Source organism: Clostridium frigoris, from assembly GCF_018861865.1.
In the GTDB taxonomy this organism is placed as follows: Bacteria; Bacillota; Clostridia; order Clostridiales; family Clostridiaceae; genus Clostridium_AD; species Clostridium_AD frigoris.
Genome location: NZ_JAHLDV010000018.1, coordinates 30,654 through 57,036 on the forward strand (window position 1 = coordinate 30,654; position 26,383 = coordinate 57,036).

At 29.2% G+C, this 26,383-nt stretch carries 30 protein-coding genes; 26 read left to right on the plus strand and 4 right to left on the minus strand.

What is annotated here, in order from left to right; translation table 11 throughout:
* Nucleotides 1-108: 108 nt before the first annotated feature.
* The gene (locus KPL37_RS09670; protein WP_216148658.1) at nucleotides 109-1,362 is read left to right on the plus strand and encodes a sensor domain-containing protein; all 1,254 of its coding nucleotides are present in this window, start codon (nucleotides 109-111) and stop codon (nucleotides 1,360-1,362) included.
* A gap of 69 nt (nucleotides 1,363-1,431) precedes the next feature.
* On the opposite strand, the gene KPL37_RS09675 is transcribed toward KPL37_RS09670, so the two are convergent.
* Nucleotides 1,432-2,181 carry a protein-glutamine gamma-glutamyltransferase gene (locus KPL37_RS09675; RefSeq protein ID WP_216148661.1) on the minus strand — a complete coding sequence of 250 codons (750 nt, stop codon included), beginning with the start codon at nucleotides 2,179-2,181 and terminating at the stop codon, nucleotides 1,432-1,434.
* A 59-nt stretch (nucleotides 2,182-2,240) separates the two neighbouring features.
* Nucleotides 2,241-3,002, minus strand: coding sequence for a hypothetical protein (locus KPL37_RS09680; protein WP_216148664.1), 762 nt, complete (start codon nucleotides 3,000-3,002; stop codon nucleotides 2,241-2,243).
* A 325-nt stretch (nucleotides 3,003-3,327) separates the two neighbouring features.
* On the opposite strand from KPL37_RS09680, the gene KPL37_RS09685 reads away from it, so the two are divergent.
* The 10 genes from KPL37_RS09685 to KPL37_RS09730 all read left to right on the plus strand — a co-directional run bounded on the left by KPL37_RS09685 (nucleotide 3,328) and on the right by KPL37_RS09730 (nucleotide 12,502).
* Nucleotides 3,328-4,257 (plus strand): DMT family transporter, encoded by a 930-nt coding sequence (locus KPL37_RS09685; RefSeq protein ID WP_216148667.1) that lies wholly within the window; start codon nucleotides 3,328-3,330, stop codon nucleotides 4,255-4,257.
* Between the two features lie 144 nt (nucleotides 4,258-4,401).
* Nucleotides 4,402-5,475, plus strand: coding sequence for an ABC transporter ATP-binding protein (locus KPL37_RS09690; protein ID WP_216148670.1), 1,074 nt, complete (start codon nucleotides 4,402-4,404; stop codon nucleotides 5,473-5,475).
* 8 nt (nucleotides 5,476-5,483) lie between these two features.
* Nucleotides 5,484-6,341, plus strand: coding sequence for an ABC transporter permease (locus tag KPL37_RS09695; RefSeq protein ID WP_343216243.1), 858 nt, complete (start codon nucleotides 5,484-5,486; stop codon nucleotides 6,339-6,341).
* A complete protein-coding gene (locus KPL37_RS09700) occupies nucleotides 6,341-7,123 on the plus strand; it encodes an ABC transporter permease (RefSeq protein WP_216148673.1) in 783 nt (260 codons plus the stop codon). Before KPL37_RS09695 ends, KPL37_RS09700 begins: the two co-directional genes overlap by 1 nt.
* A gap of 48 nt (nucleotides 7,124-7,171) precedes the next feature.
* On the plus strand, nucleotides 7,172-8,248 hold the full coding sequence (locus tag KPL37_RS09705; protein ID WP_216148676.1) for a polyamine ABC transporter substrate-binding protein: 1,077 nt from the start codon (nucleotides 7,172-7,174) through the stop codon (nucleotides 8,246-8,248).
* A 233-nt stretch (nucleotides 8,249-8,481) separates the two neighbouring features.
* Nucleotides 8,482-9,153 carry a YczE/YyaS/YitT family protein gene (locus KPL37_RS09710; RefSeq protein WP_216148756.1) on the plus strand — a complete coding sequence of 224 codons (672 nt, stop codon included), beginning with the start codon at nucleotides 8,482-8,484 and terminating at the stop codon, nucleotides 9,151-9,153.
* 162 nt (nucleotides 9,154-9,315) lie between these two features.
* Nucleotides 9,316-9,975 (plus strand): DUF2953 domain-containing protein, encoded by a 660-nt coding sequence (locus KPL37_RS09715; protein ID WP_216148679.1) that lies wholly within the window; start codon nucleotides 9,316-9,318, stop codon nucleotides 9,973-9,975.
* Between the two features lie 113 nt (nucleotides 9,976-10,088).
* Complete coding sequence (locus tag KPL37_RS09720) at nucleotides 10,089-10,478, plus strand: GerW family sporulation protein (RefSeq protein WP_216148682.1); 390 nt, start codon at nucleotides 10,089-10,091, stop codon at nucleotides 10,476-10,478.
* A gap of 44 nt (nucleotides 10,479-10,522) precedes the next feature.
* Complete coding sequence (locus KPL37_RS09725; protein ID WP_216148685.1) at nucleotides 10,523-11,296, plus strand: DUF4931 domain-containing protein; 774 nt, start codon at nucleotides 10,523-10,525, stop codon at nucleotides 11,294-11,296.
* Between the two features lie 72 nt (nucleotides 11,297-11,368).
* Nucleotides 11,369-12,502, plus strand: a complete 1,134-nt coding sequence (locus tag KPL37_RS09730) for a hypothetical protein (protein WP_216148688.1) — start codon at nucleotides 11,369-11,371, stop codon at nucleotides 12,500-12,502.
* Between the two features lie 68 nt (nucleotides 12,503-12,570).
* On the opposite strand, the gene KPL37_RS09735 is transcribed toward KPL37_RS09730, so the two are convergent.
* Both KPL37_RS09735 and KPL37_RS09740 read right to left on the minus strand, forming a co-directional pair.
* Entirely contained in the window at nucleotides 12,571-12,735 is a 165-nt protein-coding gene (locus KPL37_RS09735; protein WP_216148691.1) for a hypothetical protein, read from the minus strand.
* Nucleotides 12,726-13,067 carry a PadR family transcriptional regulator gene (locus tag KPL37_RS09740; RefSeq protein WP_216148694.1) on the minus strand — a complete coding sequence of 114 codons (342 nt, stop codon included), beginning with the start codon at nucleotides 13,065-13,067 and terminating at the stop codon, nucleotides 12,726-12,728. Before KPL37_RS09740 ends, KPL37_RS09735 begins: the two co-directional genes overlap by 10 nt.
* Before the next feature lie 236 nt (nucleotides 13,068-13,303).
* Between KPL37_RS09740 and KPL37_RS09745 the strand changes: the two genes are divergently transcribed.
* From KPL37_RS09745 to KPL37_RS09815, 15 genes are all read left to right on the plus strand, one after another.
* Nucleotides 13,304-13,675, plus strand: coding sequence for a GntR family transcriptional regulator (locus tag KPL37_RS09745; protein WP_216148697.1), 372 nt, complete (start codon nucleotides 13,304-13,306; stop codon nucleotides 13,673-13,675).
* Nucleotides 13,676-13,704: 29 nt separating this feature from the next.
* Nucleotides 13,705-14,595: an ABC transporter ATP-binding protein gene (locus tag KPL37_RS09750; protein ID WP_216148701.1), complete on the plus strand. Its 891-nt coding sequence runs from the start codon at nucleotides 13,705-13,707 to the stop codon at nucleotides 14,593-14,595.
* A complete protein-coding gene (locus KPL37_RS09755) occupies nucleotides 14,588-15,625 on the plus strand; it encodes an ABC-2 transporter permease (protein ID WP_216148704.1) in 1,038 nt (345 codons plus the stop codon). The genes KPL37_RS09750 and KPL37_RS09755 overlap by 8 nt, the downstream gene beginning before the upstream one ends.
* A 33-nt stretch (nucleotides 15,626-15,658) precedes the next feature.
* Nucleotides 15,659-16,549 (plus strand): ABC transporter ATP-binding protein, encoded by an 891-nt coding sequence (locus KPL37_RS09760; protein ID WP_216148707.1) that lies wholly within the window; start codon nucleotides 15,659-15,661, stop codon nucleotides 16,547-16,549.
* Nucleotides 16,542-17,576, plus strand: a complete 1,035-nt coding sequence (locus tag KPL37_RS09765; RefSeq protein WP_216148710.1) for an ABC transporter permease subunit — start codon at nucleotides 16,542-16,544, stop codon at nucleotides 17,574-17,576. The genes KPL37_RS09760 and KPL37_RS09765 overlap by 8 nt, the downstream gene beginning before the upstream one ends.
* A 23-nt stretch (nucleotides 17,577-17,599) precedes the next feature.
* Nucleotides 17,600-17,968: a hypothetical protein gene (locus KPL37_RS09770; protein ID WP_216148713.1), complete on the plus strand. Its 369-nt coding sequence runs from the start codon at nucleotides 17,600-17,602 to the stop codon at nucleotides 17,966-17,968.
* Between the two features lie 130 nt (nucleotides 17,969-18,098).
* A complete protein-coding gene (locus KPL37_RS09775; protein ID WP_216148716.1) occupies nucleotides 18,099-18,854 on the plus strand; it encodes a DeoR/GlpR family DNA-binding transcription regulator in 756 nt (251 codons plus the stop codon).
* A 19-nt stretch (nucleotides 18,855-18,873) separates the two neighbouring features.
* Nucleotides 18,874-19,689 carry a Cof-type HAD-IIB family hydrolase gene (locus KPL37_RS09780; protein ID WP_216148719.1) on the plus strand — a complete coding sequence of 272 codons (816 nt, stop codon included), beginning with the start codon at nucleotides 18,874-18,876 and terminating at the stop codon, nucleotides 19,687-19,689.
* 240 nt (nucleotides 19,690-19,929) lie between these two features.
* Nucleotides 19,930-21,276, plus strand: a complete 1,347-nt coding sequence (locus KPL37_RS09785; RefSeq protein ID WP_216148722.1) for a sensor histidine kinase — start codon at nucleotides 19,930-19,932, stop codon at nucleotides 21,274-21,276.
* Nucleotides 21,269-21,940, plus strand: a complete 672-nt coding sequence (locus tag KPL37_RS09790) for a response regulator (RefSeq protein WP_216148726.1) — start codon at nucleotides 21,269-21,271, stop codon at nucleotides 21,938-21,940. The genes KPL37_RS09785 and KPL37_RS09790 overlap by 8 nt, the downstream gene beginning before the upstream one ends.
* Complete coding sequence (locus tag KPL37_RS09795; protein WP_216148730.1) at nucleotides 21,930-23,258, plus strand: ABC transporter substrate-binding protein; 1,329 nt, start codon at nucleotides 21,930-21,932, stop codon at nucleotides 23,256-23,258. The genes KPL37_RS09790 and KPL37_RS09795 overlap by 11 nt, the downstream gene beginning before the upstream one ends.
* Nucleotides 23,259-23,279: 21 nt before the next feature.
* Nucleotides 23,280-24,224 (plus strand): sugar ABC transporter substrate-binding protein, encoded by a 945-nt coding sequence (locus KPL37_RS09800; RefSeq protein WP_216148733.1) that lies wholly within the window; start codon nucleotides 23,280-23,282, stop codon nucleotides 24,222-24,224.
* A gap of 339 nt (nucleotides 24,225-24,563) precedes the next feature.
* Nucleotides 24,564-24,986, plus strand: coding sequence for a mannose/fructose/sorbose PTS transporter subunit IIA (locus tag KPL37_RS09805; RefSeq protein WP_216148736.1), 423 nt, complete (start codon nucleotides 24,564-24,566; stop codon nucleotides 24,984-24,986).
* 21 nt (nucleotides 24,987-25,007) lie between these two features.
* On the plus strand, nucleotides 25,008-25,490 hold the full coding sequence (locus KPL37_RS09810; RefSeq protein WP_216148739.1) for a PTS sugar transporter subunit IIB: 483 nt from the start codon (nucleotides 25,008-25,010) through the stop codon (nucleotides 25,488-25,490).
* Between the two features lie 20 nt (nucleotides 25,491-25,510).
* Nucleotides 25,511-26,293, plus strand: a complete 783-nt coding sequence (locus KPL37_RS09815) for a PTS mannose/fructose/sorbose transporter subunit IIC (protein WP_216148741.1) — start codon at nucleotides 25,511-25,513, stop codon at nucleotides 26,291-26,293.
* The last annotated feature ends 90 nt before the right edge of the window (nucleotides 26,294-26,383 follow it).

The window sequence follows — 26,383 nt, forward strand, 5'->3', positions numbered from 1 at the left end:
AATTAGAAAATAAGGTATAACGATGTTTTGTTATGCCTTTTCTAATTTAAACTGTTGATTTTAAATATATTTAAGACATAATTATGATGAAGGGAGCAGTGTATAGAAATGTTTAAACGTTACGTATGCGGTGGTGATTGCGAAGCATATTTTAATAATTTGTTTAACTCTTTGGATGAGGGTTTTCTGATGAATGAGATTATTTTGGGAAGTGATAGGATACCCATAAGCTTTAAAATATTAGAAGCTAATAATTTTTTTGAAGATATATTTGGAGTGAGAAGAGATGATATTAGAGGTAAAACAATTAATGAAGTATACCCTGATATAGATTCAAAATGGATTGAAACATGTGGGCGAGTCGCACTAAGTGGTAAAAGTGTACAACATAATATATATATTAAAACTCTAGACAAGCATTTTAAGGCTAATATTATTAGTCCAATTAAAGGTCAGTTTATTGTTTTATTTAATGATATTACAGACATTGTGAAAGCTAATGAAGTGTTGAAAAAATACTTTATACTGTTTGAGAATGCTAAGGATATAATTTTTTATCTTAAATCAGATGGAAGCATTATTGATGCAAATAAAACTGCGGTAGAAAAATATGGTTACTCACGTGAAGAATTTTTGAATATGAAATTACAACAATTAAGAGAGCCTTCAACAATGAAAAATTATAATGCACAAATGGAGATGTCAGCTTCAGAAGGAATAATGTATGAAGGTCTCAATCTTAAAAAGGACGGTACAATTTTCCCTGTAGAAGTAAGCTCACAAACTACAGAAATAAATGGTGAATTGTTTCGAATTCATATTATTCGTGATATTACGCAAAGGAAAGAATCTGAAGAAAAAATTAAGTACCTTGCAAATTATGATGCTTTAACAGAGATTCCAAATAGAGGTTTTTTTATGTATCAATTTGAAAAAATATTAAACCAATCAAAAATAAATAAATCTAAATTTGCAGTGTTACTTTTTGACGTAGATAAATTTAAATTAATAAATGACATGCATGGCCACAATGAAGGGGATGAAGTCTTGAAAAAAGTAGCAAAAAGGCTAAAAGAAGCTGTAAGAAATACAGATATAGTTGGAAGACTTGGTGGAGATGAGTTTCTTGTGATTCAACCTTTTATAAAAGGCAAAGAGGATGTTTTAATGATTGCAGATAGAATACTTAAGTCTGTGGTTAAACCTGTAAAATGGAATAATGTCAATTTGAATGTACATATAAGCATAGGAATTACTATTTATCCTGATGGGTCAGACAATACGCAAGGGTTAATTCATAATGCGGATAGTGCCATGTATTTTACTAAGAAAAAAGGTGGTAATTCTTATAGCTTCTATTAATATGAATTTAATATACATATTTTAAGTGATGGCTGCTTCTAAAGGTAAATAATTACCTTTAGAAGCAGTTTATTTTATGTCAGCTAAAGTTTTAAAATCTGGGCGTGCAGCTGAGTCTAGTAAGTAAGCTGATGTAGTTGCGTCTTTTATTCTAAATTTATTTAATTCACTAATCATTTCATCAGCATCTCCGATTCCAATGCCATGTCCAAAATAAAGACCATTACTTAGGTCTATAACATTTTCCCCTTGCCACTCTGGTTCTACTGGATCTACATCTGGATTATAAAAATATCTTCTATCTCCTGGGAAATAATCACTCCTTTTTTTTATATATCCGACATCCTCAAGAAGGGTATCTATATAATGCCAATTCATTAATTGTATAGTTGGAAACAATTTATTAAAAAGACTGGGAGCATATATATTAAGTAATGCTTGATAATAAATAATAATCATTGCTGTTGCACATTCAGTGCCATATTTAGCACTATTTATAGAGATATCCTTAATAGCATCACTAGGAGTTACTCCTTTTTTTAATATAAAACCACCTTCATTAGTACGTCTCCAATAATTAGGATTACACATCGATTTACGAAAGGTTCTGAATTCCATATATCCTTTATTCATATTTTTAGCAGCAATAACAATACTATATCGAAGATTTAACTCGAATTTAAATTGAGTCAATGAGCCATATTCATATGTGGATTTACTTAAATCCATTTTAGCTATAATATATTTTTCAATATCATTTGGATTATAATCTTGTATAAAAGTATTAACATTAACAACATTTCCAGAAATTATTATCATCTACTAACCTCCTTAAGATTCTTGATAGTGTTAACACTATCTTTGGGTTTGTTATTAAATTATAAAAAACCAAACCTAACCTCCGCCGTGTTTATTTGCTTAATTATAGATTGGTTAATCCATGATCTCCATAAATATTTATTTTCATAATGAATTTTAAGGGAGAAGTTTGATAATAGTTGTTTGTTGTCATAATCTAATTTATTAAAATAATTAGATAAGCTGGTTTCCTTTTGTGTTAATGGTATGAAGGGAATACCAGTATTCACTGATACCCGTTTGCATAGATATTTGGCATCGATTGCTAGGCAATAAGGCTTAGGATTACTTTCTCTTTGAAAACTTTCTCCTGTAAAATATAAAAAGGGATAGTTTTCTTTAAGATAGCAAACGAAAGATATATAGTTGTCTTTGATATATTCTCCACGCGTAATATCAATGGAAGGCACAAAGTCTAGAAGCTTTCCAGCTAATTTAACATCAGCTATGTCCTCTGAATCTAAGTAATTTGCAATTAACATTAAACTGTGTGGATCTCTTGCTTGAAAAAAAGCCCATATTAGGTCATGATTAAATAGACCTTTTCTGTTTCTAGAAAAAATAGTATCTACTATAGTAGGTAAAATTGTTTTATCATTGTGAGTCTTTATTAAAAGTGAAGCAGTAACGTCCAAAATTTCATCATGCTCGTCACTTAATTCACGGCTTGATATGCAGCTTTCAAACATGTCTTTTAAAGCAGGATAGGCTATGTCCCTATAATTGGAATGTAAATACGCAAGTTTAGAAAAACTTGAGTCATTGGTATTAGTTATTCGCATATAATCTCCTCCTTTATTTCTTATTCTAGATTTTAATATATATAAAGCAACATACTATATAATATTATTAATAGGGTCATTTTGTTAAAGTTATTATTAAATAAGATAATGAGAATTGACATTGGTATTGAATGGAGTATAAATGTATAATGATTAGTGTTAAATCATCTCCTGCGGAGCTGAAATATTAACAACTTTGGAAGCAGATTTAGACTGCCACCAAAGCAATTTTTCTAGGCTAGACAACTGCCACTTATAGAAGATGGCAGACTTGAAGCTTCCAAAATGTTGTTAAATAAATAGATAAGAAAGGATTTTGATTATTTTGAAAGACGAAAACATTTTTACAAATAAAAAAGTTGTAGCTATTATTGCAACATTTTGTTGCTTTTTATGGGGAAGTGCATTTCCAGCGATTAAAAATGGATATATAATGTTTAATATTTCTGCAGGTGACATACCTTCAAAGCTTGTTTTTGCAGGTTATAGATTTATTATAGCAGGGCTAGTTTTACTTGTTATCGCTCAAAGCTCTGGAAAGAAAATATTTAATATTTCTAGAAAAGATGCTCTGGATTTAAGTTATTTGGGGGTAATGCAAACTACGGTTCAGTATATATTTTTTTATATTGGAGTTTCCAATACCACAGGGGTTAAAGGATCTATAATGAATTCTACTAGTACATTTTTTAGTGTTATTTTAGCTCATTATATATATGTAAATGATAAATTGAATACGCAGAAAATAATGGGATGTATTATAGGATTTATAGGGGTTATGATTGTGAATTTTAGCTTAGATCTATTAGATTTTTCTTTTAGGTTTAATGGCGAAGGATTTTTAATGATTGCGGCATTTGTTTTTGCAGTAGGTGCTATATATGCTAAAAAACTTACTAAAAGCATGGATGTAATGGTAGTAACAGGTTATAGTCTTTTTATAGGAGGATTAATGTTAACAGTAATTGGCATTATTTTAGGTGGTAGAGTTTATCATTTTACAATGCATTCTTCACTTTTATTAATTTATCTTGCTTTATTGTCATCAGCTGCATTCTCATTGTGGAATCTACTTCTAAAATATAATAAGGTAGGTCCAGTATCTATTTTTAATTTTTTAATACCCATTTTCGGATCAATACTCTCAGCAATATTTTTAAATGAAAATATATTTGAATATAAAAATATAGTTGCGCTTGGATTAGTATGTATAGGTATATGGATGGTTAATAAAGAAAAGGTGATTGACAAATAAGAAAAATAATGTAAACAAAGGGAGGCAATCGCATTGTATAATTAGGATATATCATTATAATAATGAACATTATGGTATAATTAGAATAGAAATTTTTTAAGAATATTTTTTTAGTATTAGATAAATGAGAGGAGTTTTTTAAAATTGTCAGAAATTATATTAGAAATAGATAATATAATAAAGGAGTTTGAAAATAAGGAAGTAATCAAGAATATATCGCTCGCGGTAAATAAAGGTGAGTTTTTAACATTACTAGGGCCAAGTGGCTGTGGTAAAACAACAACTCTTAGAATAATAGCAGGGTTTGAAAAGCCAACAAGTGGTAGTGTTCTACTTGAAGGTATACATGTTGAAAATAAGCAGCCAAATGAGAGAAATGTAAATACAGTATTTCAAAATTATGCATTGTTTCCACATATGAATGTGTTTGATAATATAGCATATGGGTTAAAAATTAGAAAGGTTAATAAGGTGGAAATAAAAAAGAGAGTTATTGCAATGCTTAGTTTAGTGCAACTCGAAGGGTACGCGAAAAGAAAAATAGATGGATTAAGTGGTGGTCAAAAGCAAAGAGTCGCAATAGGAAGGGCATTAATAAATAAACCTAGAATATTACTCTTGGACGAGCCGTTAGGTGCACTTGATCTAAAACTTAGAAAGCAAATGCAAGTTGAGCTTAAAAGACTACAAAAAAAATTACAAATCACCTTTGTATATGTTACTCATGATCAAGAGGAAGCACTTAATATGTCCGATCGAATAGCCGTAATGAACGACGGAATTATAGAGCAGATAGGAAGTCCGGAAGACATATATGAAAGGCCTAAGACAAAATTTGTAGCAGGGTTTATTGGAGAGTCTAATCTAATTAAGACAAAAATAAAAAAAATTGATGAAGAAAAAATATCAGTCCAAATTGGTGAATATGAGATGAACTTGAATTATAAAAATTATGATAATTCTAAAAACAAAGAAAGCTATATTTTAATCAGACCGGAAAACACAAAATATACTAGGGTAAAACCGACGTTTGGAATTAAAGCAACAATAAAAGAACATAGTTATATTGGATCGATTATTAAAACTACTATGGAAATTGAAAGCGGACAGGAAATTATAGTTTGTGATTATGATAAGAAAAAAGACTTAATAGGTATAGGTAACGATGTTTGGATGTACTTTGAACCAGAAGACGTAGTTATAGTTGAAGAAGGTTAGGTGAGAAAATGAAAAACATGAAAGAAAATATTTCAAAGGTTTTGACGATAGTTCCAATATCATTTTGGATGTTATTCTTCGTTGCTATCCCCCTTTTGTATATTGTATTTATTAGTTTTATGCAAAGGGGTGATGATGGTAGTATAGTCTATGTGGCAACAATTTCAAATTATACAAGAATGGCTAGGCCTCTATATGTTAAGGTGTTTTGGGATTCAATACTCGTGGCTTTTACTACAACAATATTTACATTGGGTTTTGGATATCCGTTTGCATATTTTGCTACTAAAATAAAGAAATATAAAATTTTAATAATGCTTTTAATAATGGCACCATTTTTAACTAATTCATTAATACGTACTTATGGGTGGATTGTAATTCTAAGTACCGAGGGGATATTAAATCATGCATTACTTATAACTGGAATTATAAAAGAACCATTAAAGATGTTATATTCTTATGGAGCAGTAATGATTGGAATGATATATACAATGTTTCCATTTATGGTACTTCCACTTTATAATTCTATAGATAAAATGGATAAAGCTTATATTGAAGCAGCTAAAGATCTTGGGGCAAGTAAGTGGAAGACATTTAGAACCGTTACGGTGCCTCTAACTATGCCAGGAATAGTTGCTGGTTGTATTTTAGTATTTGTACCCTCTGTAGGACTCTTTTTCATACCAGATCTAATGGGTGGCAGTAATGTTATGCTTATTGGAAATCTAATTGAAAATCAATTCATGGAATCAAATGATTGGCCTTTCGGAGCAGCACTATCAATAGTAATGATTTTTATATCCTTAATTTTAATTTTGGTTTACGTAAAAATTATTGATAAAAAGTTAGACACGGAGGTGTTCTAATGGATTCAAAATTATCAAAAGGTCTGGAACGAACATACATGGTTTGTATATTTGCGTTTTTGTATGTTCCAATAGCAATAATTATTATGTACTCTTTTAATCATGCTAAATCAAACGTAGTTTTTAGTGGTTTTACTCTTGATTGGTACACTAAATTATTTAGTGATGAGGATGTAATTACAGCACTTGTAAATAGTTTAACTATTGCAACTTTAAGTACAATAATTTCAGCAATAATTGGAACACTTGGAGCAATTGGACTAAAGAGGCATAATTTCAAAGGTAAATCGGTAATAAGTTTACTAGTTTATATTCCAATAGTAATTCCAGAGATAATTATGGGAGTATCACTTCTAATTTTGTTCTCAACTCTTCAAATTGATTTTGGAATACTTACATTAGTGTTGGCACATACAACTTTTTGTACACCGTTTGTATTTATAAATGTTAAATCAAGACTTGCTGGGTTTGATTTGTCAATTGAAGAAGCAGCGATGGATTTGGGCGCATCAAAACTTACGGTGTTTAGAACAATTACATTTCCAATGATTTTTCCAGCAGTGCTTTCAGGAGCTATGCTAGCTTTTGCACTGTCACTGGATGATATAATCATAAATATTTTTTTGAGTGGACCAGCAAGTACTACACTTCCAATTAAAATATTCTCAATGCTAAAATTTGGGCTTTCACCTGAAATAAACGCATTGTGTACAATAATGCTAGTGATAACTTTTGCCTTTTTAATATTGTCACAGGTCATAAAACTAAAAAAGGAAAAATAGAATACATTTAGAATAGATTTTACTTGATAAAAATTAGGGGGGATTTATATGTTAAAAAAAAGATTTAAAGCTTTAATAATTTTACTTGCAGTTTCAGTTATAGGCTCAACATTTGTAGGGTGCGGAAAATCAAATGCATCAAAGACTAATACTGAAAAAGTAGTTAACATTTACACCTGGGCAAATTATGTCCCAGCTAATGTTGTTAAAGATTTTCAAAATAAGACAGGAATTAAGGTTAATTATAGTAACTTTTCTACTAATGAAGCGATGCTTTCAAAATTACAGGCAGCCAAAGGTGGAACATATGATGTAATAATTTGTGCGGATTATATGGTACAGATCATGGCTAAACAGAAAAACGTATTATTACAACCTATAGATAAAGCTGCTATTCCTAATTATAAAAATATAGATAAAGCTTATTTAGGTCAATATTATGATAAGACGAATAAGTATTCAGTGCCTTATTCACTTGGAAGTGAAATGATAGTTTATAATCCAGATAAAATTAAGATAGATATTAAAGGAATAAGTGATTTATGGGATCCTTCATTGAAAGGTTCCGAGGTTTTACTCGAAGACCCAAGATCGGTTATTGGTATGGCATTAACAAAGCTTGGTTATAGCATCAATGAGACAGATCCAGCAAAACTTGCCGAAGCGAAAGCAGAACTTGCAAAACTTAGACCAAATGTTAAAGTATTTGATGCAGATACACCAATGACAAGCCTCATCAATGGAGATACAAATATTGGAGTTATGTGGGGATCGCAGGTATCGGCAGCACTTAAAGGTAATAAAAAGTTGAAAATTGTTTACCCAAAAGAGGGGATGCAATTTGAAGAGGATAATTTAATAATGCCTGTTAATGCACCACATAAGGAAAATGCGCAGAAATTTATAAACTTTGTATTAGAGGGCAAAGCAAGCAGTGATATTACAACTAGTATAGAATATATCAATGTTAATACAGCAGCCAAAAAATTCATGCCACAAGCGGTGCTTAATAACAAAGCCATCTATATACCTAAAGCTGAATTTAGTAAAGCTAAACATTTACAGGATGCTGGTAGTGCATCTAAGGTGTACGATTCAATTTGGTCAGAATTCAAACAACAATAGAAAGTAATTTTCATCTAAAAAAAAGTAATTAATGGAATAAACATGAGGTCTATATTTAAGGATTCATGTTTATTTGTTATTAATACTAAGGTAAGAAACAATAATGAAATAATATATACTTGTATAAAAATTCGTGTCATAGTATAATTAAAGTTGCTCTTTTGTCAGTTTATAATAGAGATTATGAAAACCTTATAAAGAGCAACTATAAAACTAAAGAAAAGGATGAAAATATGACTAAGAAAATAAATTTATTTAAACGAGTAATTCTGTTTTTTGTAGGAATGAGCATAATACAGTTTGGAGTAGCCTTGTTTTTAAAGACTAATATTGGGTCTGATCCCTTTACTTTATTCACTCAAGGACTAGCGTTTTTATTAAATAAAACACCTGGAAATGCTAATATGATTATATTATTTGTATTATTTTGCATAATACTTTTGGTTGACAGAAAACGTATAAAGATAGGAACGATTATATGCGTTGTTGGAGTTGGTCCCATTATAGACCTTGGGGTAAAGGCTGTTTCGTTTTTCCCAATATCATCTTTGAATATTGGTACAAAAATGCTTTTAATTGTATTTGGATGTGTCCTAATTGCAATTGGATTTTCTATACTTTCAGCAAGTAATATAGGAGTTGCGCCAAATGATATTATTCCGTTTATTATAAAAGATAAAACTAATTTTCAGTATCGTTGGATACGTATGGCATTAGATATTAGCTTTTTAATAATAGGATTTATACTCGGTGGAGTATTTGGTATTGGTACAATAATATCTGCATTGCTTACAGGTCCGTGCATACAATTATGCCTCCCATATGGAGAGAAGCTCGTAAATACTATTGTTAAAAATGAAGCTGAAGATGATAAAAAGAAAGATAATGTATCACTAGGAGCTTAAACGTAAAAGCTAATGATGTCCTACGAAGGGTAACTTTCGGAAGCATCATTAGCTTTTTATTTGTAGTATAATATTATTAAATTGAAATTTTATTCAATAATTATGTGTATATTATAAAAAGATGTTTTAATTTCTATGTTGGGAGTGAAAGGAGGTATTAGTTTGTTTATTTTGTTCTTAATATTAAAGATACTCCTATATTTATTAATATTTATATTTGGTGTTATCTTATTGTTTTTAATAATTCCTTTGGAGTATTATATAAGCTCAAAAATTGATGAAACAATTAACGTAGATATAACCTTATTATTTTTTAAAAAAATTATAAAGATAATGGTGAAACATGAAGACACTAAAGAAGTATTTATGTTAAAATTTATGGGACTAGGTGTTATTAGAAAAGAAATAAAAAGCCCTGATATAAAAATCGAAAAAGATGAAAACGAAAAGAGTAATAAGAAGAGTAAGAAAAAGAAACGGAGTAATTTTAATATAAGGGATTATATCGAGAAGGTATTTATAAATGATTTAATAAATTATTTTAAAGATATAATAAACATCGTAAAGCCAAAAATAGTCAAAATAAATGGTTTTTACGGATTTGAGGATCCATCACTTACGGGTATGATTTGTGGGATTATACCTCTAATATCAAGTCTTATTCCTAAAAGTAATATTAATTTGCAACCAGTATTTGATGATGAAATAATTGAAATCGAGTGTGATATTCATGGCAAGATTTCTTTGCTATCAGCTATAATAAAAACACTAAAATTTATACTCAAGAAAAATAGTAGAGAAAAAATATTTAAAAAAATATAAAAATCCTGAAACTTATTAATGGTTTATGTGTATTGTTAAGTGTAAAGTTAATAATGATTACGTAATAAATAAATAAACAATTAAATTTAAAATATAAGGAGGAATAAATTACAATGAATATGACAGAAAATGCTGATGCATTATTTACAAACCTTGAAAGATTCTTAAAGACAGAAACAGTAGTTGGTGAGGCAATAATTGTTGGAGAAACAACACTAATACCACTTATTACAGTTTCATTTGGGTGCGGAACAGGTAGCGGAACAGGGAATACTATTAAGGATGGCGAAGGTAATGGGGGAGGACTTGGTGCAGGAGCTAAGATAACTCCAACTGCTATTTTAGTTATAAAAGATGGAAATGTAACAATGCTTTCTATAAAAGACAAAGGTAATCTTGAAAATCTCATTCAAATGGTGCCAGGACTAGTATCCAAAGTAAGCTCAAAAATGGGTGGATTTAAAAACAAGCCAGATAAGAATAAAACTGAAAATGATATTTAACTTTAAATTTGATTGAAAAATATACATTGGAGCAGGTGAATAAAATGAGTTCTAACAGATATTTAAAGTTTTTAGCAAATATAAGTAAAGATAAACCAAACAGCATTAAAAACAAGAAGACTCCATGTCCATTTTGTAACAGAGAGGGATTAACAGGTATTATAGATGAAGAAGGACCATTTATTTTAGTTAAAAACAAATTTCCTACATTAGAAAATACACTTATGACAGTTTTAATAGAAACAAGTAGTTGCGATGTTGATATTGCAATGTATGATAAAGAATATATGAGAAACTTGTTAAAATTCGGAGTTCGTCATTGGATTGATATGGATAAAAGTGGTGATTTTAAATCTGTAATTTTTTATAAAAATCATGGTCCTTATTCAGGTGGGACTATTAATCATGCACATATGCAGATTGTAGGATTAAAAACTATAGATTATAAAGAATCTTTAAGGGATGAGTATTTTGAGGGAATAGTAATTAACGAGTTGGATGGATGTGTACTTAATATTTCAACCAAACCCAAGGTAGATTTTACTGAATTTAATATTATAATAAATAATATTAATAAATTAGATATAATGGCTGATAATATACAAAAAATTGTTCGTTATATATTAAATGATTTTTATGTGAAATGTAGTAGTTTCAATCTTTTCTTTTATGATTGGAAGGGTAAAATAATTTGTAAAGTTATACCTAGATTTATTACATCTCCATTATTTATAGGATTTTCTATTTCTCAAATTACAAACCAAACAGATAAAATTGTAAGGCAGGTTCAACAGTTGTATTTTAAATCTGAAGCGTAACTAAGTTGATTTATTTTACAAAATATAATATATGAAATAAATACAATGATTGTAAAAGGAGTGATATATGTTATGAGTAATTACTATTTCCTAAAATATTATGATAAAACAGTTGCTGAAATTGATATAGATAATAAAACAATGGAAATTATAAATTTAGATTTGTTTTTTGATAAAATAAATAAAAATATAATGAGTTCTGTTGAGCTTAATAAATGGATTATGAATAGAATAAGGCCTGTGAGTCAAGTTGGATTTAATTCGTTTCTAACATCACTTGCCTTAAAAGAAGATGAAGAAGATTTATATTTTAAGGTTTTTGTAGCAACTAGAGGAATAAACGTTAAAGACAAACTATGGTTAGCATTTTATGAAGATGAAAGTTATGAGGAATGCTCACCTTGGGCATCGATAATCATAGATGATGGTAAGGTGATAAACCATTCTTTTGATTTAATAAATTTAAATGCTACAAAGACAAAATTAAATATTGATGGAGCATGTAATAAGGACTTAGCAAGAATTAAAGGAAATTTATGTGTGGTTAAAGAAAGATTACAAAATAATTCATATGATAATATATCAGAAGAATTAGTTTACGAAATATCAAAGCGGTTAGGTATTGAATGTTCGCCAGCAGGAGTATTGCCAAATGGGTTATGTTTCTCAGTAATAGATGAAACTAAAGACTTAATTCCAGCAAATTCTTTAATTGGGTTAGATCAAGGGAGTTTTGAAGATTTTTATAAGATATTTCTAAAAATTCCATCACCTAGAAAAACCAAACTTGATGTGTTAAAAATGGGGATATTTGATGTCATTACAAGGCAAATGGATAGAAATTATACTAATTTTTCTTTTTATAAATCAAATGGAATTTTACAACTTTATAGATTGTATGATAATGGATTATCATTATTTGCATCATCAAGGTATAGAGAAAATTTAGATTGTTCATTAGGTTATGGAGAGACTTTAGAAAGTAAATTAAAATTTATAGTGCGTGAACTAAAAAGACTAAATGTAGAGTTTGTTTTTTATGATAGAGTAAGTAAAGATTTTTTAGAGAAAATTAGTCAAAGTTATTTAGAATATATAGAAGCTACAAATGGTAACAAGTTCATAAATGTGATTGAGTGGGTATTAAAACAACAAATGCAAGTTGAGAAAATGCTTAATATGTATGAGATTAAACTAACGGAATAGATAGGATCTAAATATTTATAAAATTTAAATTAAGAGAAGTTTATTATGTCTTCTCTTAAATATACTTATTAGCATTCCACCTCTGATAATCCTCTTTCATTATTTTCATCTACGATATCTTCTATGTGTGATAATAATTCATCTTTTATTTCTTTATGAGCTCCCTTAAATTTCACATAAAAACATATATTGTCTATATATTCATTAATTTTAGAATTGTTTTTTATGCCCATATCACTGCCTCCAATAACATATTATCAACAGCTGATCTGAAGGTAGACCATTCTTCTTCTTTTTCTTTTAAAGATAATTTACCAGCTTCCAATATCCTATAGTATTTTCTCTTACGTTTTGAACAGCCTTCATCCCAATATGACTCCACCAATCCTTTTGCTTCTAATGTATGGAGAATTGGATAAAGAGTCCCTTCCTTTAATGCAAATACCCCTTTTGATTTTTCCTCCATTTCTCTTATCATTTCATACCCATACATTGGTTTTTTATTTATTAGTTTTAAAATAAGAATTACAGTACTTCCTTTTAAAAGTTCTTTATTTATTGGCATTTTAAACCTCCTTATACATAGATGTACTATACATAGTTAATCTATGTATTATAATAACATTATTTAATAAAATGTCAATATATATTGGAAATATATTTCCTAATATTAAATCTTAAACCATAACTTGACAATATAAATAAAAAGCATTATATTATATGTGTACTACACGACGTAGTACACATAGTGCACATTATGCAAGTAGTAAAAAAATTAATGGACTGAAAGAAGGTGATGCTATGATAAATATTGATAGCAGAAGCAGTAAACCTATTTATGAACAGATTATTGAGAAGGTAAAGGAGAACATAATAAAAGGAATATTAAAACCAGGAGATAAACTGCCTTCTGTACGGGAACTCGCAGCAGTTATAACGGTCAATCCTAATACTATAAGTAAAGCATACATGGAGCTTGAACGAATGAAGACAATCCAGGTTATAAGGGGAAAAGGGACATTTGTATCAGAAAATTTTAAACCTGTTATGGACGAAGATAAAATGAAAGAAATTAAAGAACATATGAAGAAAATAATTATAGAAGCACATTATATAGGTCTTGATAAAGATACGTTAATTGATATATTAAATGAGATTTATAGTGAGTTTTAGGAATTAGAAATATTAAAGGGGGGATTAATTTGATAGATATAAAAAACGTGAGCAAGCAGATAGATGATAAATACATTTTAAAAAATGTAGATTTGCATGTGAATAAAGGAAGTATATTTGGAATAATTGGTGAAAATGGTGCTGGCAAAACTACTCTTATAAAATGCCTAACTGGTATTTATAGAGTTAATGAAGGAAGCATTTTAATAGATGGTGAAAAAGTTTTTGATAATAACAAAATAAAACAGAGGATAGGTTATGTATCAGATGAAAATCAATATTTCTCATCTTTCAAAGTAAAGGAACTCTTAGAGTTTTATAAGAAAACCTATAATGACTTTTCTAAGGAGAGATTTGATGAGCTTAATATTAAATTTAAAATCCCATTAAATCGAAGAATACGAGAACTTTCTAAAGGAATGAAGATGAGAACTTCTATACTTTTAAACTTAAGTTTAAAACCAGATATATTAATACTTGACGAGCCAACATCTGGACTTGATCCGGTGATTAAAAAAGAAATAATGTCTATTATTGTGGATGAAGTAGCATCAAGAGATGTAACTGTATTTATTTCATCACATCATTTGGATCATATTGAGAGAATATGCGATAGTATCGCAATAATCAAAAATGGCGAAATAAAACTTAAAAGCTCTATGGAAGATGCTAAAAATAGTATAAAAAAACTTCAAGTGATGTTTAAAGATGCATCTAATATAAATGAGAAATTATCTTCTATTGCTGGAGTGATTAAAGTTGAAACTATAGGTAGGGTGAATTATATAATTACTAAAAATTACACTAAAGACCTTGAGAGAAAACTTTATGATATGGGGGCTGAATTTATAGAAATTGTAGATATGAGCCTTGAGGATATGTTTATATATTTCGTAGAGGAGGAGGATAAAAATGAGTAAAGGTATAAATAAGGCCCTTGTCTACAAGGAATGGATAAATGTACGCTGGGTAACACTTTTGACTATTATTATACTTTTCTATGCTAAGGTTGATGGGGTTATAACAGAGCTAAATCATAATAAAACCTCTATGAGACTTAATGGCACCGTGTGGACTGATAGATGGTTCAATAATGGACTATATGTCAAGGATGTTTATTTATACCTTATGTTATTTCTTGTAATATTACTTGCCATAACTTTGTTTTTAGGTGAAAAAACAAGTGAAACTGGAGGGTTTATAGCCTCGATGCCATTTACAAGGAAAGAAATAATTCTTAATAAATGGTTTGTTGGAGTGGTAAGTTTACTTATAAGTTTTGTAGTAACATTTATTATTTTAAGCCTGATTTATCTCGCAAATATTAACGACCTTGACATAGCATTAAATCCATATTCTGATATAGTTAAGTGGTTTTTTATGGATACCTTCCAGTACATCAGCATTTTTACTTTTATGATGTTTGCACAATCCATTATGGGAAATTGCATAGTTTCTAGCATAGTAGGTGGAGTAGTACTTGTAGTTCCATTATTTTTAAACTCATTAGCTTTAAAATACCAGGCTATCCAATCAACAAGGCTCTTTTCGAGTAAAGTTACCAAATGGTTATGTATTTATATGTATAATATAACTCAGCAGAACTGGGTTAATACAGAATCAAATAGTGGCAAGGAGATGTATAGGACTTTTTATTATACAAATTATAAATCAAAATTATTGATTTTCTTTGTATTAACTTGCTTATTTTTGTACCTAGCATATGTGTCTTATAAAAAGAGAAACTTAGAGTATAATTTAAGATTAATAGTCTTTAAAAATTTAGAACCTGTGTTTATAATCATCATTTCTATATGTTTAGGCATTTTGGGTGGATCTATTTTTGCGGGGGAAAGCATAAATTCGTTTGGAATTTGGTTTGTTGTTTTTACCATTATAGGCTACTTTATATTTAAAGTATTACTTAATGTATTATCTAAAAGGAAATGATTAGAATAGAAATACTAAAATAGGGGTGTTAGCTTGATAGATATAAAAAATATGAGCAAAAAGATAGATGATAAATACATTTTAAAAAATGTAGATTTGCATGTAAATAAGGGAAGTATATTTGGAATAATTGGTGAAAATGGTGCTGGGAAAACTACTCTTATTAAATGCCTAACTGGTATTTACAGAGTTAATGAAGGTAGTATTTTAATAGATGGTGAAGAAGTTTTCGATAATAACAAAATAAAACAGAGGATAGGTTATGTGTCTGATGAGAATCAATTCTTTTCATCTTTTAAAGTAAAGGAGCTCTTAGAATTTTATAAGAAAACTTATACTAATTTTTCACAAGAGAGATTTGATGAACTTAATATAAAATTTAAAATCCCTGTAAACCGCAGAGTACGAGAACTTTCCAAAGGTATGAAGATGAGAACCTCTATTCTTTTAAACTTAAGCATAAAGCCAGATATATTAATACTTGACGAGCCAACATCTGGACTTGATCCGGTGATTAAAAAAGAAATAATGTCTATTATTGTGGATGAAGTAGCATCAAGAGATGTAACTGTATTTATTTCATCACATCATTTGGATCATATTGAGAGAATATGTGATAGTATCGCGATCATCAAAAATGGCGAAATAAAACTTAAAAGCTCTATGGAAGACGCTAAGAATAGTATGAAAAAACTTCAAGTGATGTTTAAAGATGTAGCTAATATAAATGAGAGATTAGCTTCTATTAATGGTGTAATTAAGGTCGAAACTATAGGTAGGGTGAATTATATAATTACTAAAAATTACTCGAAAGATCTTGAAAAAAACCTCTATGACATGGGCGCTGAATTTATAGAAATTGTAGATATGAGTCTCGAGGATATGTTTATATATTTCGTAGAAGAGGAGGATAAAAATGAATAAGATTGTAAATAAGGCTCTTTTCTATAAGGAATGGATAAACGTACGCTGGGTAACACTTTTAACTATTGCTATGATTTTAATCACTAAGGGTTATGGGGTTATGTGGGCGTTAAATTACAAAAAAGTTCAAGGAGAAGTAGATAGTCATTATTGGTTTAATAATGGGCTTTATTCACAAGATGGCTATATTTTTATAATGTTATTTGTTATAATATTGCTCGCCATAACTTTATTTATAGGTGAAAAAACTAGTGAAACTCAAGGCTTTATGGCTTCTATGCCCTTTACAAGGAAAGAAATAATAATTAATAAATGGTTTGTTGGAGTATCAGGTTTACTAATAAGTTTTCTAGTAACATATGTATTTCTAAGCCTATTTTATTTTGCAAACATTAAAGGCATTGATAGAGCGTTAAGTCCATATTCTGATATAATTAGATGGTTTTTTATGGACACATTCCAGTATATTTGCATTTTCACTTTTCTGATGCTTATTCAGGCAGTAATGGGAAATAGCATAGTCTCTACTATAGTAGGTGGAATAATCCTTGTGGTACCCTTATTTATAACAATGGTAGTACAGAATTTAACTGTAAGAAGCTATGGATATATTCAAGGCAGATATATGATTTTTGATAAACTTTACACTTGGTTAAGTATTTATAGCTATAATTTACCTCAGCAAAACTTTGTTAATATAACAATAAATGAAGTGGCAGGCACGTTTTATTATTATCGTTATTATAAATCAAAGTTATTAGTACTTTTTCTATTAACTTGTTTATTTTTGTTTTTAGCTTATGTTGCCTATAAAAAGAGAAACATAGAATATAATTTAAGACTAATAGTCTTTAAAAATTTAGAACCTGTATTTATATGGGGCGTTGCTATATGTTCTGGGCTTTTGGCTGGTGCTATTTTTGGGAGTGATCATTTAAGAAGATTTGGGATTGGGTTTGTTATTTTCACTATTATTGGATATTTTATATCTAAACTATTACTTAAGGTATTATCTAAAGGGAAATGATTTAATTCAAGGAGTGATTTAAGGTGAAAAGAATACCATATATAATTTTATTGGGTTGCATAATTACTGCAATTTTCATATCTGCTTGTGGTGAAAAAAATATTAAAAATAATCTCATTATAGGAAATAAAAGTTCTGAAATCATTAGTAATATAGCAATTCAAAGAGTTGGCAAGAGTGAAATTATTGGTAATGATTTGAAGCAGAATCAGCATTGTTATTTTGATATGGGTGTGCAGAAAAATTGTACTTATAAAGTTGAATTTGAAGATAAAAACAACAAAAGTACTCTTAGTAATGAATTTACGTGTGACTTTAATAAAGATGGATTAGTAAATATAAATGTTCTAAAAGATAATAATGGAAAGTGGGAGGTTGTTTTATTGAACTAATCACTAAAAATTAAATTTAAATGCCTTAGTTGTGTTCACATAACTAGGGCATTAATATTTTATACTTACATATACTTAATATATTGACAAAATACTTACATATACTTATAATTATTTTAGAGGTGATTATGTGTATCAAGAAGAGAGGCTTGTAAAAATACTTGAATACTTAGATTATGCAAATAACCTATCTGTTCATGAAATATGTAAGATGTTTGCTATATCAAGGGATACAGCGCGGCGAGATATTGTGAAACTTGTAGATAAAGGTACTGTAATTCGTACTCATGGAGGGATTACTCGGCCTGGTTTAATAGATACAATTCGAAATTACAGGCAACGACTTGAAGCACATTCAGGGGAAAAAAAAGAAATAGCCAAAAGAGCTTTAATGTATATTAGTGAAAATGAACATTATTTTTTCGATGTATCTACAACTGTAAGTTACCTAGCAAAAGGACTAAACAAAAACGTTACAGTATTTACTCACTCTCTTGATAATATTGAGATACTTTCAGAAAATGAACAGGTTTCTGCTTATTGTATTGGTGGCTCTCTTAATAAAAATAATCGCTTTTTTTATGATATAGACTGTAAGAATTCGCTTTCTGGAATTCATTTTGATATTGCTTTTTTAGGCGCAGCTGCCATAACGGTTGATGGAATTTATTACGCCAACAAGGAAGATGCTTTTATCAAACAAACCTCCGCACAACAATCTGATAAGGTGATTTTGCTTGCAGACTTTTATAAATATGGGAAAACTACCTATTACAAAGGATTAAACTGGGATCAAATAGATATCATTATTTCTGATTGTTTGCCACCAACTTTATATTTAGACATTATTAGAGAGCATAATATTGAGTTAGATATTATAGAATAAGGAGTGTGAAATATAATTTATGAATAAAATTAAAATGATATGTTTAGATATTGATGGTACATTACTTAATTCACAACATAAGATTTCACAAAATACAAATGATATAATCAGAATAGTTGCGAGTGTAAAACAAATTCCAGTAATACTAGTGTCTGCAAGAATGCCAAAGGGAATATTATTTTTGCAAAAAGAGCTTAATATAAATGAACCAATTATTTGCTATAGTGGGGCTTTAGTTATAGATGAAAAAGCTAATATTTTATCAAATAGCGGTATAGCAACTTCAGATGTGAAGAGGGCATATAGTTTTGCTAAAGAATTAAATGTGCATATGAGTTTGTATAAAGGCGATGAATGGTATGTTGAAGAGTTAGATGATTGGGCAAAACAGGAGAGCGAAATAACTAATATATCGCCAAATATTAAGGGGTTTACTGACTTGTTTAATCAATGGGAATGTGAAAATTCAGGACCTAATAAAATTTTATGTATGGGAAAGCCTAATGATATAAAATTATTGGATGCAAAAATTAAAAGTATTCACTCAAACGGTTTAAATGTATATCCTTCAAAGCCTACGTATCTAGAAATAATGCCCAATAATGTTTCAAAAACTTCAGCTATAGAGATTTTGATGAGAAAGTTTAATATACAAAAATCAGAGGTAATTGCTATGGGTGATAATTATAATGATATCGATATGATTGAATTTGCAGGTATTGGAGTTGCTATGGGGAATGCTCCAGACAAAGTTAAACAATATGCGGATTACGTAACTTTATCAAACGATAATGATGGTGTAGCTGCGGCTATAGAAAAATTCGTTATGTCTTAAGAAATTATTCCATTTTTAAATATTAAAAAGCATCTAATAATATTATATTAGGTGCTTTTTTGAGTTAGAAAGAAAATTATGAATTATCACTTATATGCAATTATTTTTTGTGGAAATAACTAATATAAGGTGTTACAATAAAAGTGTAACATTGTAAATCAAGGTAGGATATTGAAACATTATAAAAGCCGTATTAGAAGACTTAATAAAAGGATAAACAATTGTTACGGGGGTAAAATTATGGTGAAAGTAGATACAAAAAGGTGGGAAAATACATCTATAACTAGGATTACATTGTTTGTTATAAATTTTTTAATGATTGTATTTATGTCTATAATTAGTTCTAATACAATAGGTCTTATATGTGAAAATAGCATGGCAAGGGAATTTATTGAAAAAATCAGAACTGTTCCCACAGTTGCATGGAAGATGCCTGTATTTGCTATGTTGCTTTTATTTATGCTTAGTTTAGGTGTTATTGCTCGAGAAAAATTTTTTATGAAAAATCAATTCGTACTATATATTTTTTGCATTTATGACATTTTATTATGCATTTTAATAATGGGTTATCTTAATATGGATTATAAAGGAATATTATTTATAGCAATAGCTAATATAGTTACTTATATTGATGGTAAAAAAAGAAAAAGTGTCTTCATTTTAGTTATAATTATTATTTATATAATACTTGACTATAATATTTTGTCTATTAAAGTTAATATATTTAATATAAATGATTATGCTCAGTACTATACATCATTGCAAAGAATTTATTATTATAGTATTAAAAATATACTTAATTCTACGAATGAAATTATTTTTATATTGTTTATGATTCAAGTTATACAAAGTGCGAAGGATGAAAACAAGAAAATTTCTGAGCTATATGGCGAGGTATACAAATCTTCAGAAGAATTAAAAGTTATAAATATTCAATTACAAGATTACGCTAGAAAATCTCAAGAAGCAGCTAAAATTAAGGAAAGAAATAGATTGGCAAGGGAAATTCATGATACTATTGGACATACGCTTACGGCTATAGCTATTGGTCTGGAGGCATGTATAGAATTATCGGAATTCAATATTAGTAAGATGAAGATCCAGATGTTGAAAATATCAGAACTTGCAAGAAAAGGACTCTTAGATGTTCGAAGATCTATGAATGAGCTAAGACCAGATGCACTTGAAAGATTTTCGCTAATTGAAGCAATTTCTAAGTTGTCTGAAGATATAAATGAGTGTACAAATACTAAGGTAAAGATTCAAATTACAGGACAAGCTCCTAAAATGGGAGCGGATGAAGAGGAAACTGTTTATAGAATAGTTCAAGAGGGAATAACAAATGCAGTGCGTCATGGAGAGGCAAGTGAAATTATTGTGGGTTTAGAATTTGCAGAAAATAATTTGCAAATCAAAATAATTGATGATGGAATAGGAGTTGGTGAAATTAAAGAAGGTTTTGGATTAAGGCATATTGAGGAGAGAGTAAATATGCTAGGGGGAGAAGTTAATTTTGCTGGGAATAGCGCAGGAGGATTTATTATTTCTGCAAACCTACCTATAAGGAGGAAATCAAAAAATGATTAAAATACTAATAGCAGAAGACCAAGAACTTATAAGGCAAAGTCTTGAAATAATCCTTGGAAATAAATCTGATATAAAAATAGTAGGTCTTGCTGAGGATGGCAAAAAAGCTGTTAGATTAGCTGAAAAATTAATTCCTGATATAATTTTAATGGATATCCGTATGCCCGAAATAGATGGAGTAAAGTGTATAAAGATTATTAAAAAAATTTTACCACAAATAAAGATTATAGTACTTACAACCTTTGATGATAATGAATATATATTTGATGCTCTAAAATATGGGGCAAGCGGCTATCTGTTAAAAGGTCTCTCTTCTATAGAACTAGTGGGGGCTATTAGAACTGTATTTAATGGAGGGGCTCTTATAAACCCTAATATTGCAATGAAGGTAGTTGAATTTTTCCATGAGGACGATAAGATGGACTATAAAATAAATGTAGATGAGTTAGAATTTAGTAATTTAAGTAAAAACGAACTCCGAATAATGAAATTAATAGGGAGGGGGATGTCAAACAAGGAAATAGCTTTTGAAACTAATTTTAGTGAGGGGACTGTTAGAAATTACATAAGTAATATTTTAAGTAAACTAAACTTAAGAGATAGGACTCAAATAGCTATATTTGCAATTCAATCTAGATTGGAGCTGAAAAAGATTGAAAATTAGAATAGCAAAAGTAATTCTGTCTAGGTTTGTTATATTTCTAATTATAGCAATAATAATATCTGTTTGTTTTGCTTATTATAAATGTACAAATAAAACGGTAGTATTAGAGTTTGGTACATTTGTTGGAAGTATGTATGATGTACCTGACTTTCAATCTTATAAGGCTTTAGATGATGCAATATGTAAGTTTGAAAAGGCGAATCCTCATATAAAGGTTAAATATAAAAGTGGTATTTTAAAAACTGATTACTCAGAGCAATTATCTCAAAGAATATTAAAAGGAACTGAGCCAGATTTATTTTGCGTTTTACCTGGTGATTTTAATACTTTTGCATCTATTGGAGAACTTACGAATCTAAATAATTTAATCAAAAATGATAAAACTTTAGATTTATCTAAGCAGTATGGAACTGCAATAAAGTCAGGAAAATATAAAGATTCTCAATATGCAATTGCAAAGGAAGTTGATCCTGAATTGATGTTTGTAAATAAAACTTTGCTAAAAAAACAAGGTATAAAGTTACCTAGTGTGGATTGGACCTGGAATGATTTTTACAAGATATGTAAGGAAGTAACCATAGATAAAAATAAAGATGGTAAGATAGATCAATTTGGAGCTGTAGGATTTGACTGGAAACAAGCTGTTTATACTAATGGTCAAAAGCTTTTTGACGCAAATGGAAACAAAGCTATATTTGATAATGATGGTGTTAAGGAGGCAATAAATTTTATTATAAAGCTTAATAAGTTAAATCAAAATTATGTAGTAAGCCTAAAAGATTTTGATAATGGTAACGTTGCCTTTAAACCTTTTCCATTTTCAACATATAGAGCGTATAACGTATATCCATATAAGGTAATCAAATATGGACAATTTGAATGGGAATGCATAAAATTACCTAAAGGACCAGAGGGTAAAAATGCTGGACAGCTTAATAGTTTACTTATGGGAATAAGTTCAAGAACAAAACATGAAAAAGAAGCTTGGGAATTTTTGAAATTTCTAACTAATGATAAAGATGTTCAATTGGATGTATTTAAATATTCTCATGGGATGCCCGTATTAAAAGATGTAGTGGAATCAAAGGAAACTGACAAAGAACTCTCTAAGTACAATTTAGAAGGAAAAAATTTTATTAATAAGAAGGTTTTAAGTGAAGTAGTAGAACAATCTATTGTAACTCCAAGTTTTCATAAATATGAGGCAAGTATGGATATTGCGGATAAAGATATATTTCAATTAATTAATAGTGGAGGAGACGTACAAGAAACATTAAGTAAGCTGAATTATAAATTAAATACATATCTTAAACCTTAGACAAATATTAGGAGGAAGTAAATGTCTAAAAAAATTATTGCAATAATCTTAATTATTTTCATGATTTTATTTTTGGGTGTACTCAGTGTGTTTATGAGCTTTAATAAAGATTTCCCTTTTGGAGAAAAAAAATTAAAGTTTGGTGCAACCTATATGAATATGAACAATGCATATTGTGTTAAGCTTAATGAGGGTATAAAAAAGGTTGTCGAGGCTCAAAATGGAAAACTCATTTCACTTGATGCACAGCTTGAAGTTTCAAAACAAATATCTCAAGTTGATGATCTTATAGCTCAAAAAGTTGATATTATATTTTTAAATACTGTAGATTGGAAAGGAATAAAGCCAGCATTAATAGCTGCAAAAAAAGCTAAAATACCTGTTATAGTTATTGATTCTCCTGTTTTTGATGATAATCTAGTTGATTGTACGGTGGCCTCTGAAAATTATAATGCAGGAGTGTTATGCGCGAAAGATTTAGTAGTGAAGTTAAAGGGCAAAGGAAATGTTGTTATTATTGAACATCCAACTGCTAAATCAGCTATTCAAAGAATTCAAGGTTTTGAGGATATAATAAAGAAATATAGTGGAATTAAGATTATTGCTAGGAAGACTTCAAATGGTCAACTTGAACTTGCTATGGAAGTTATGGATAGTATAGTTAAAACAAATAAACACATAGATGCTGTTATGTGTCTTAATGATCCAACAGCCTTAGGTGTTATTGCAGCCTTTGAAAACAATAAAATAGATAATAAAGCATATATTTATTCAATTGATGGATCTGATGATGCAATAGCGATGATTGGAAAAGGTAAACTCACAGCAACTGTTTCTCAATCTCCAGATATGATTGGAAGGAGTGCTGCAAATACTGCTTTAAAAAAGTTAAAAGGAATAAAAATTGAAAAAGATATAAACGTACCTGTAAAACTAATTAATAAGTCAAATTTGGTGTACCCATAAAGCTATGGGTATATTTTTTTTATAAAATTTTATTTGCTTTGAAATAATATAGTCATAAAAGCCTAAATGACAAATGTAACATTACAGGTGACAATTGTCATGATTTAAATGACAAAATGTAGGTGAAGTGAATGTAAAATTAGTTCATAATATATTTAAGACATAGATCATTAACCCTTAATTGATAACGTTATCATATTTGAATAAGATAGCTTAAGTAATTGATAAAAAACATTTTTATTGTAATAAAATATAATTATACAATATTATTGTTTAGGGGTAATTGCTCTAGTAATAAGTGTTAAGTAAAAAATTGTATTAGGAAATGGAGGAGTTAACATGGTAGCTATTATTGTTGGAACGCATGGAAGTTTTTCAAAACAAATATTGAGATCATCTGAAATGATATTTGGCAAACAAGAAAATGTTTCATCAGTTACTTTTGAGACAGGTGAAGGACTTGAAGATCTTGTAGAAAAGTATAAAAGCGAATCAGAAAAATTAGATTGTAAAGACGGAATACTTTTTTTAGTGGATTTGTTTGGAGGAAGTCCATTTAATGCAGCAAGTAAAATAGTAATAGAAAACGATAACATGGATGTTCTTACTGGTATTAATTTGCCGATGCTACTTGAAATTTATGGATCTAGAGAGTGTTCTAACCTTGAAGAGCTAGTTAGTATAGGTAAAAAAGCAGGAGCTGAAGGAATAAAATCATTAAGAGAAGTTCTTTCTCAGCCAGATGATGAAGAATTATTATAATATTAACGGGAGGAATTAAAAATGGAAATAAACTTTGTGAGGATAGATGACAGATTAATACATGGTCAAGTTGCAAGTATATGGGTAAAAGAAACAAAGTGTAATAAAATATTTGTGTGTAGTGATGAGGTTGCTAAAGATAAATTAAGAAAAACATTACTTTTAAAAGTTGCACCTCCAGGAGTAAAAGCGTATGTATTACCTATTGACAAGGTACTAGAGGTTTACAAAAACCCAAAATATGATTCTTTTAAAGCATTAATATTATGTGTAAATCCTGGAGATGTTTTAAGACTTATTGAAGGTGGTATGGTTATGAAATCGGTAAATCTTGGAGGAATGTGTTTTAAAACTGGAAGAACACAGATAAGTGGTGCAGTTTCTCTTGGACCTGAAGATGTTGATGCCTTAAATAAAATACATGAATTGGGAATTGAACTTGAACTAAGAAAAATTGCAAGTGATTCGAAAATTGATGTAATGAGTAAAATAAAGGATTTATAAATTTAAAAGGAGGGTTATTTATGACTACTATTCAATTTATTTTAGTACTTGTTGTCGCTATGATAACAGGCATGGGAAGTGTGCTTGATAGTATGCAAACACACAGACCGATTATAGCGTGTACTTTAATTGGTCTTGTCCTAGGGGATATGAAAACAGGAATTATTTTAGGTGGTACATTAGAACTTTTAGCTCTAGGTTGGATGAACGTTGGGGCCGCTATGGGACCAGATAGTGCACTTGCTAGTGTTATTGCAACTATCTTGGTAATAACAGGTAATCAGCCAATTGGGACAGGTATAGCAATTGCAATTCCAATCGCAGCAGCTGGGCAAGTTCTAACGATATTTGTTAGGACTATAACAATATTTTTTCAACATCGTTGTGATAAATATGCTGAAGACAGTAATTTTAGAGCCATAGAAATTGCTCATTTTGGAGCATTGCTATTGCAAGGTCTTCGTATTGCAATTCCAGCAGCACTAGTAGCAGCTGTAGCTGGTACTAGTGGAGTTACTGCTATGCTAGCAGCAATACCTCTACCTATAACAAGAGGATTACAGATTGCTGGTGGAATGATCGTTGTTGTTGGTTATGCTATGGTAATTAACATGATGGAAGCAAAATACTTAATGCCATTCTTCTTAGTTGGTTTTTCAATTGCAGCATTTACGTCATTTACGCTTGTTGGATTCGGAATACTTGCTGTTTCAGTAGCTATATTCTATATCCAATTAAATCCAAAATATAATCAAGTTCAAGTTTATGATGAAATAGATGATTTGAGTAGTCACGGAAACTAATATGTAAAACTTGAATTTGTATGAAGTAATATCGAACTATAATTTTTGTGTTAAGAGAGCAGTTAGTAATAAAAATAGGCATAGCAAACA

Bases quoted from the DNA above. Each gene is read 5' to 3' on its own strand.
- KPL37_RS09765 (WP_216148710.1), top strand. From the start codon at position 16,542: ATGAATAAGATTGTAAATAAGGCTCTTTTCTATAAGGAATGGATAAAC.
- KPL37_RS09670 (WP_216148658.1), top strand. From the start codon at position 109: ATGTTTAAACGTTACGTATGCGGTGGTGATTGCGAAGCATATTTTAAT.
- KPL37_RS09805 (WP_216148736.1), top strand. From the start codon at position 24,564: ATGGTAGCTATTATTGTTGGAACGCATGGAAGTTTTTCAAAACAAATA.
- KPL37_RS09700 (WP_216148673.1), top strand. From the start codon at position 6,341: ATGGATTCAAAATTATCAAAAGGTCTGGAACGAACATACATGGTTTGT.
- KPL37_RS09815 (WP_216148741.1), top strand. From the start codon at position 25,511: ATGACTACTATTCAATTTATTTTAGTACTTGTTGTCGCTATGATAACA.
- KPL37_RS09725 (WP_216148685.1), top strand. From the start codon at position 10,523: ATGAGTTCTAACAGATATTTAAAGTTTTTAGCAAATATAAGTAAAGAT.
- KPL37_RS09695 (WP_343216243.1), top strand. From the start codon at position 5,484: ATGAAAAACATGAAAGAAAATATTTCAAAGGTTTTGACGATAGTTCCA.
- KPL37_RS09790 (WP_216148726.1), top strand. From the start codon at position 21,269: ATGATTAAAATACTAATAGCAGAAGACCAAGAACTTATAAGGCAAAGT.
- KPL37_RS09680 (WP_216148664.1), bottom strand. From the start codon at position 3,002: ATGCGAATAACTAATACCAATGACTCAAGTTTTTCTAAACTTGCGTAT.
- KPL37_RS09785 (WP_216148722.1), top strand. From the start codon at position 19,930: ATGGTGAAAGTAGATACAAAAAGGTGGGAAAATACATCTATAACTAGG.
- KPL37_RS09730 (WP_216148688.1), top strand. From the start codon at position 11,369: ATGAGTAATTACTATTTCCTAAAATATTATGATAAAACAGTTGCTGAA.
- KPL37_RS09740 (WP_216148694.1), bottom strand. From the start codon at position 13,067: ATGCCAATAAATAAAGAACTTTTAAAAGGAAGTACTGTAATTCTTATT.
- KPL37_RS09745 (WP_216148697.1), top strand. From the start codon at position 13,304: ATGATAAATATTGATAGCAGAAGCAGTAAACCTATTTATGAACAGATT.
- KPL37_RS09810 (WP_216148739.1), top strand. From the start codon at position 25,008: ATGGAAATAAACTTTGTGAGGATAGATGACAGATTAATACATGGTCAA.
- KPL37_RS09755 (WP_216148704.1), top strand. From the start codon at position 14,588: ATGAGTAAAGGTATAAATAAGGCCCTTGTCTACAAGGAATGGATAAAT.
- KPL37_RS09705 (WP_216148676.1), top strand. From the start codon at position 7,172: ATGTTAAAAAAAAGATTTAAAGCTTTAATAATTTTACTTGCAGTTTCA.
- KPL37_RS09800 (WP_216148733.1), top strand. From the start codon at position 23,280: ATGTCTAAAAAAATTATTGCAATAATCTTAATTATTTTCATGATTTTA.
- KPL37_RS09675 (WP_216148661.1), bottom strand. From the start codon at position 2,181: ATGATAATAATTTCTGGAAATGTTGTTAATGTTAATACTTTTATACAA.
- KPL37_RS09710 (WP_216148756.1), top strand. From the start codon at position 8,482: ATGACTAAGAAAATAAATTTATTTAAACGAGTAATTCTGTTTTTTGTA.
- KPL37_RS09735 (WP_216148691.1), bottom strand. From the start codon at position 12,735: ATGGGCATAAAAAACAATTCTAAAATTAATGAATATATAGACAATATA.
- KPL37_RS09720 (WP_216148682.1), top strand. From the start codon at position 10,089: ATGAATATGACAGAAAATGCTGATGCATTATTTACAAACCTTGAAAGA.
- KPL37_RS09780 (WP_216148719.1), top strand. From the start codon at position 18,874: ATGAATAAAATTAAAATGATATGTTTAGATATTGATGGTACATTACTT.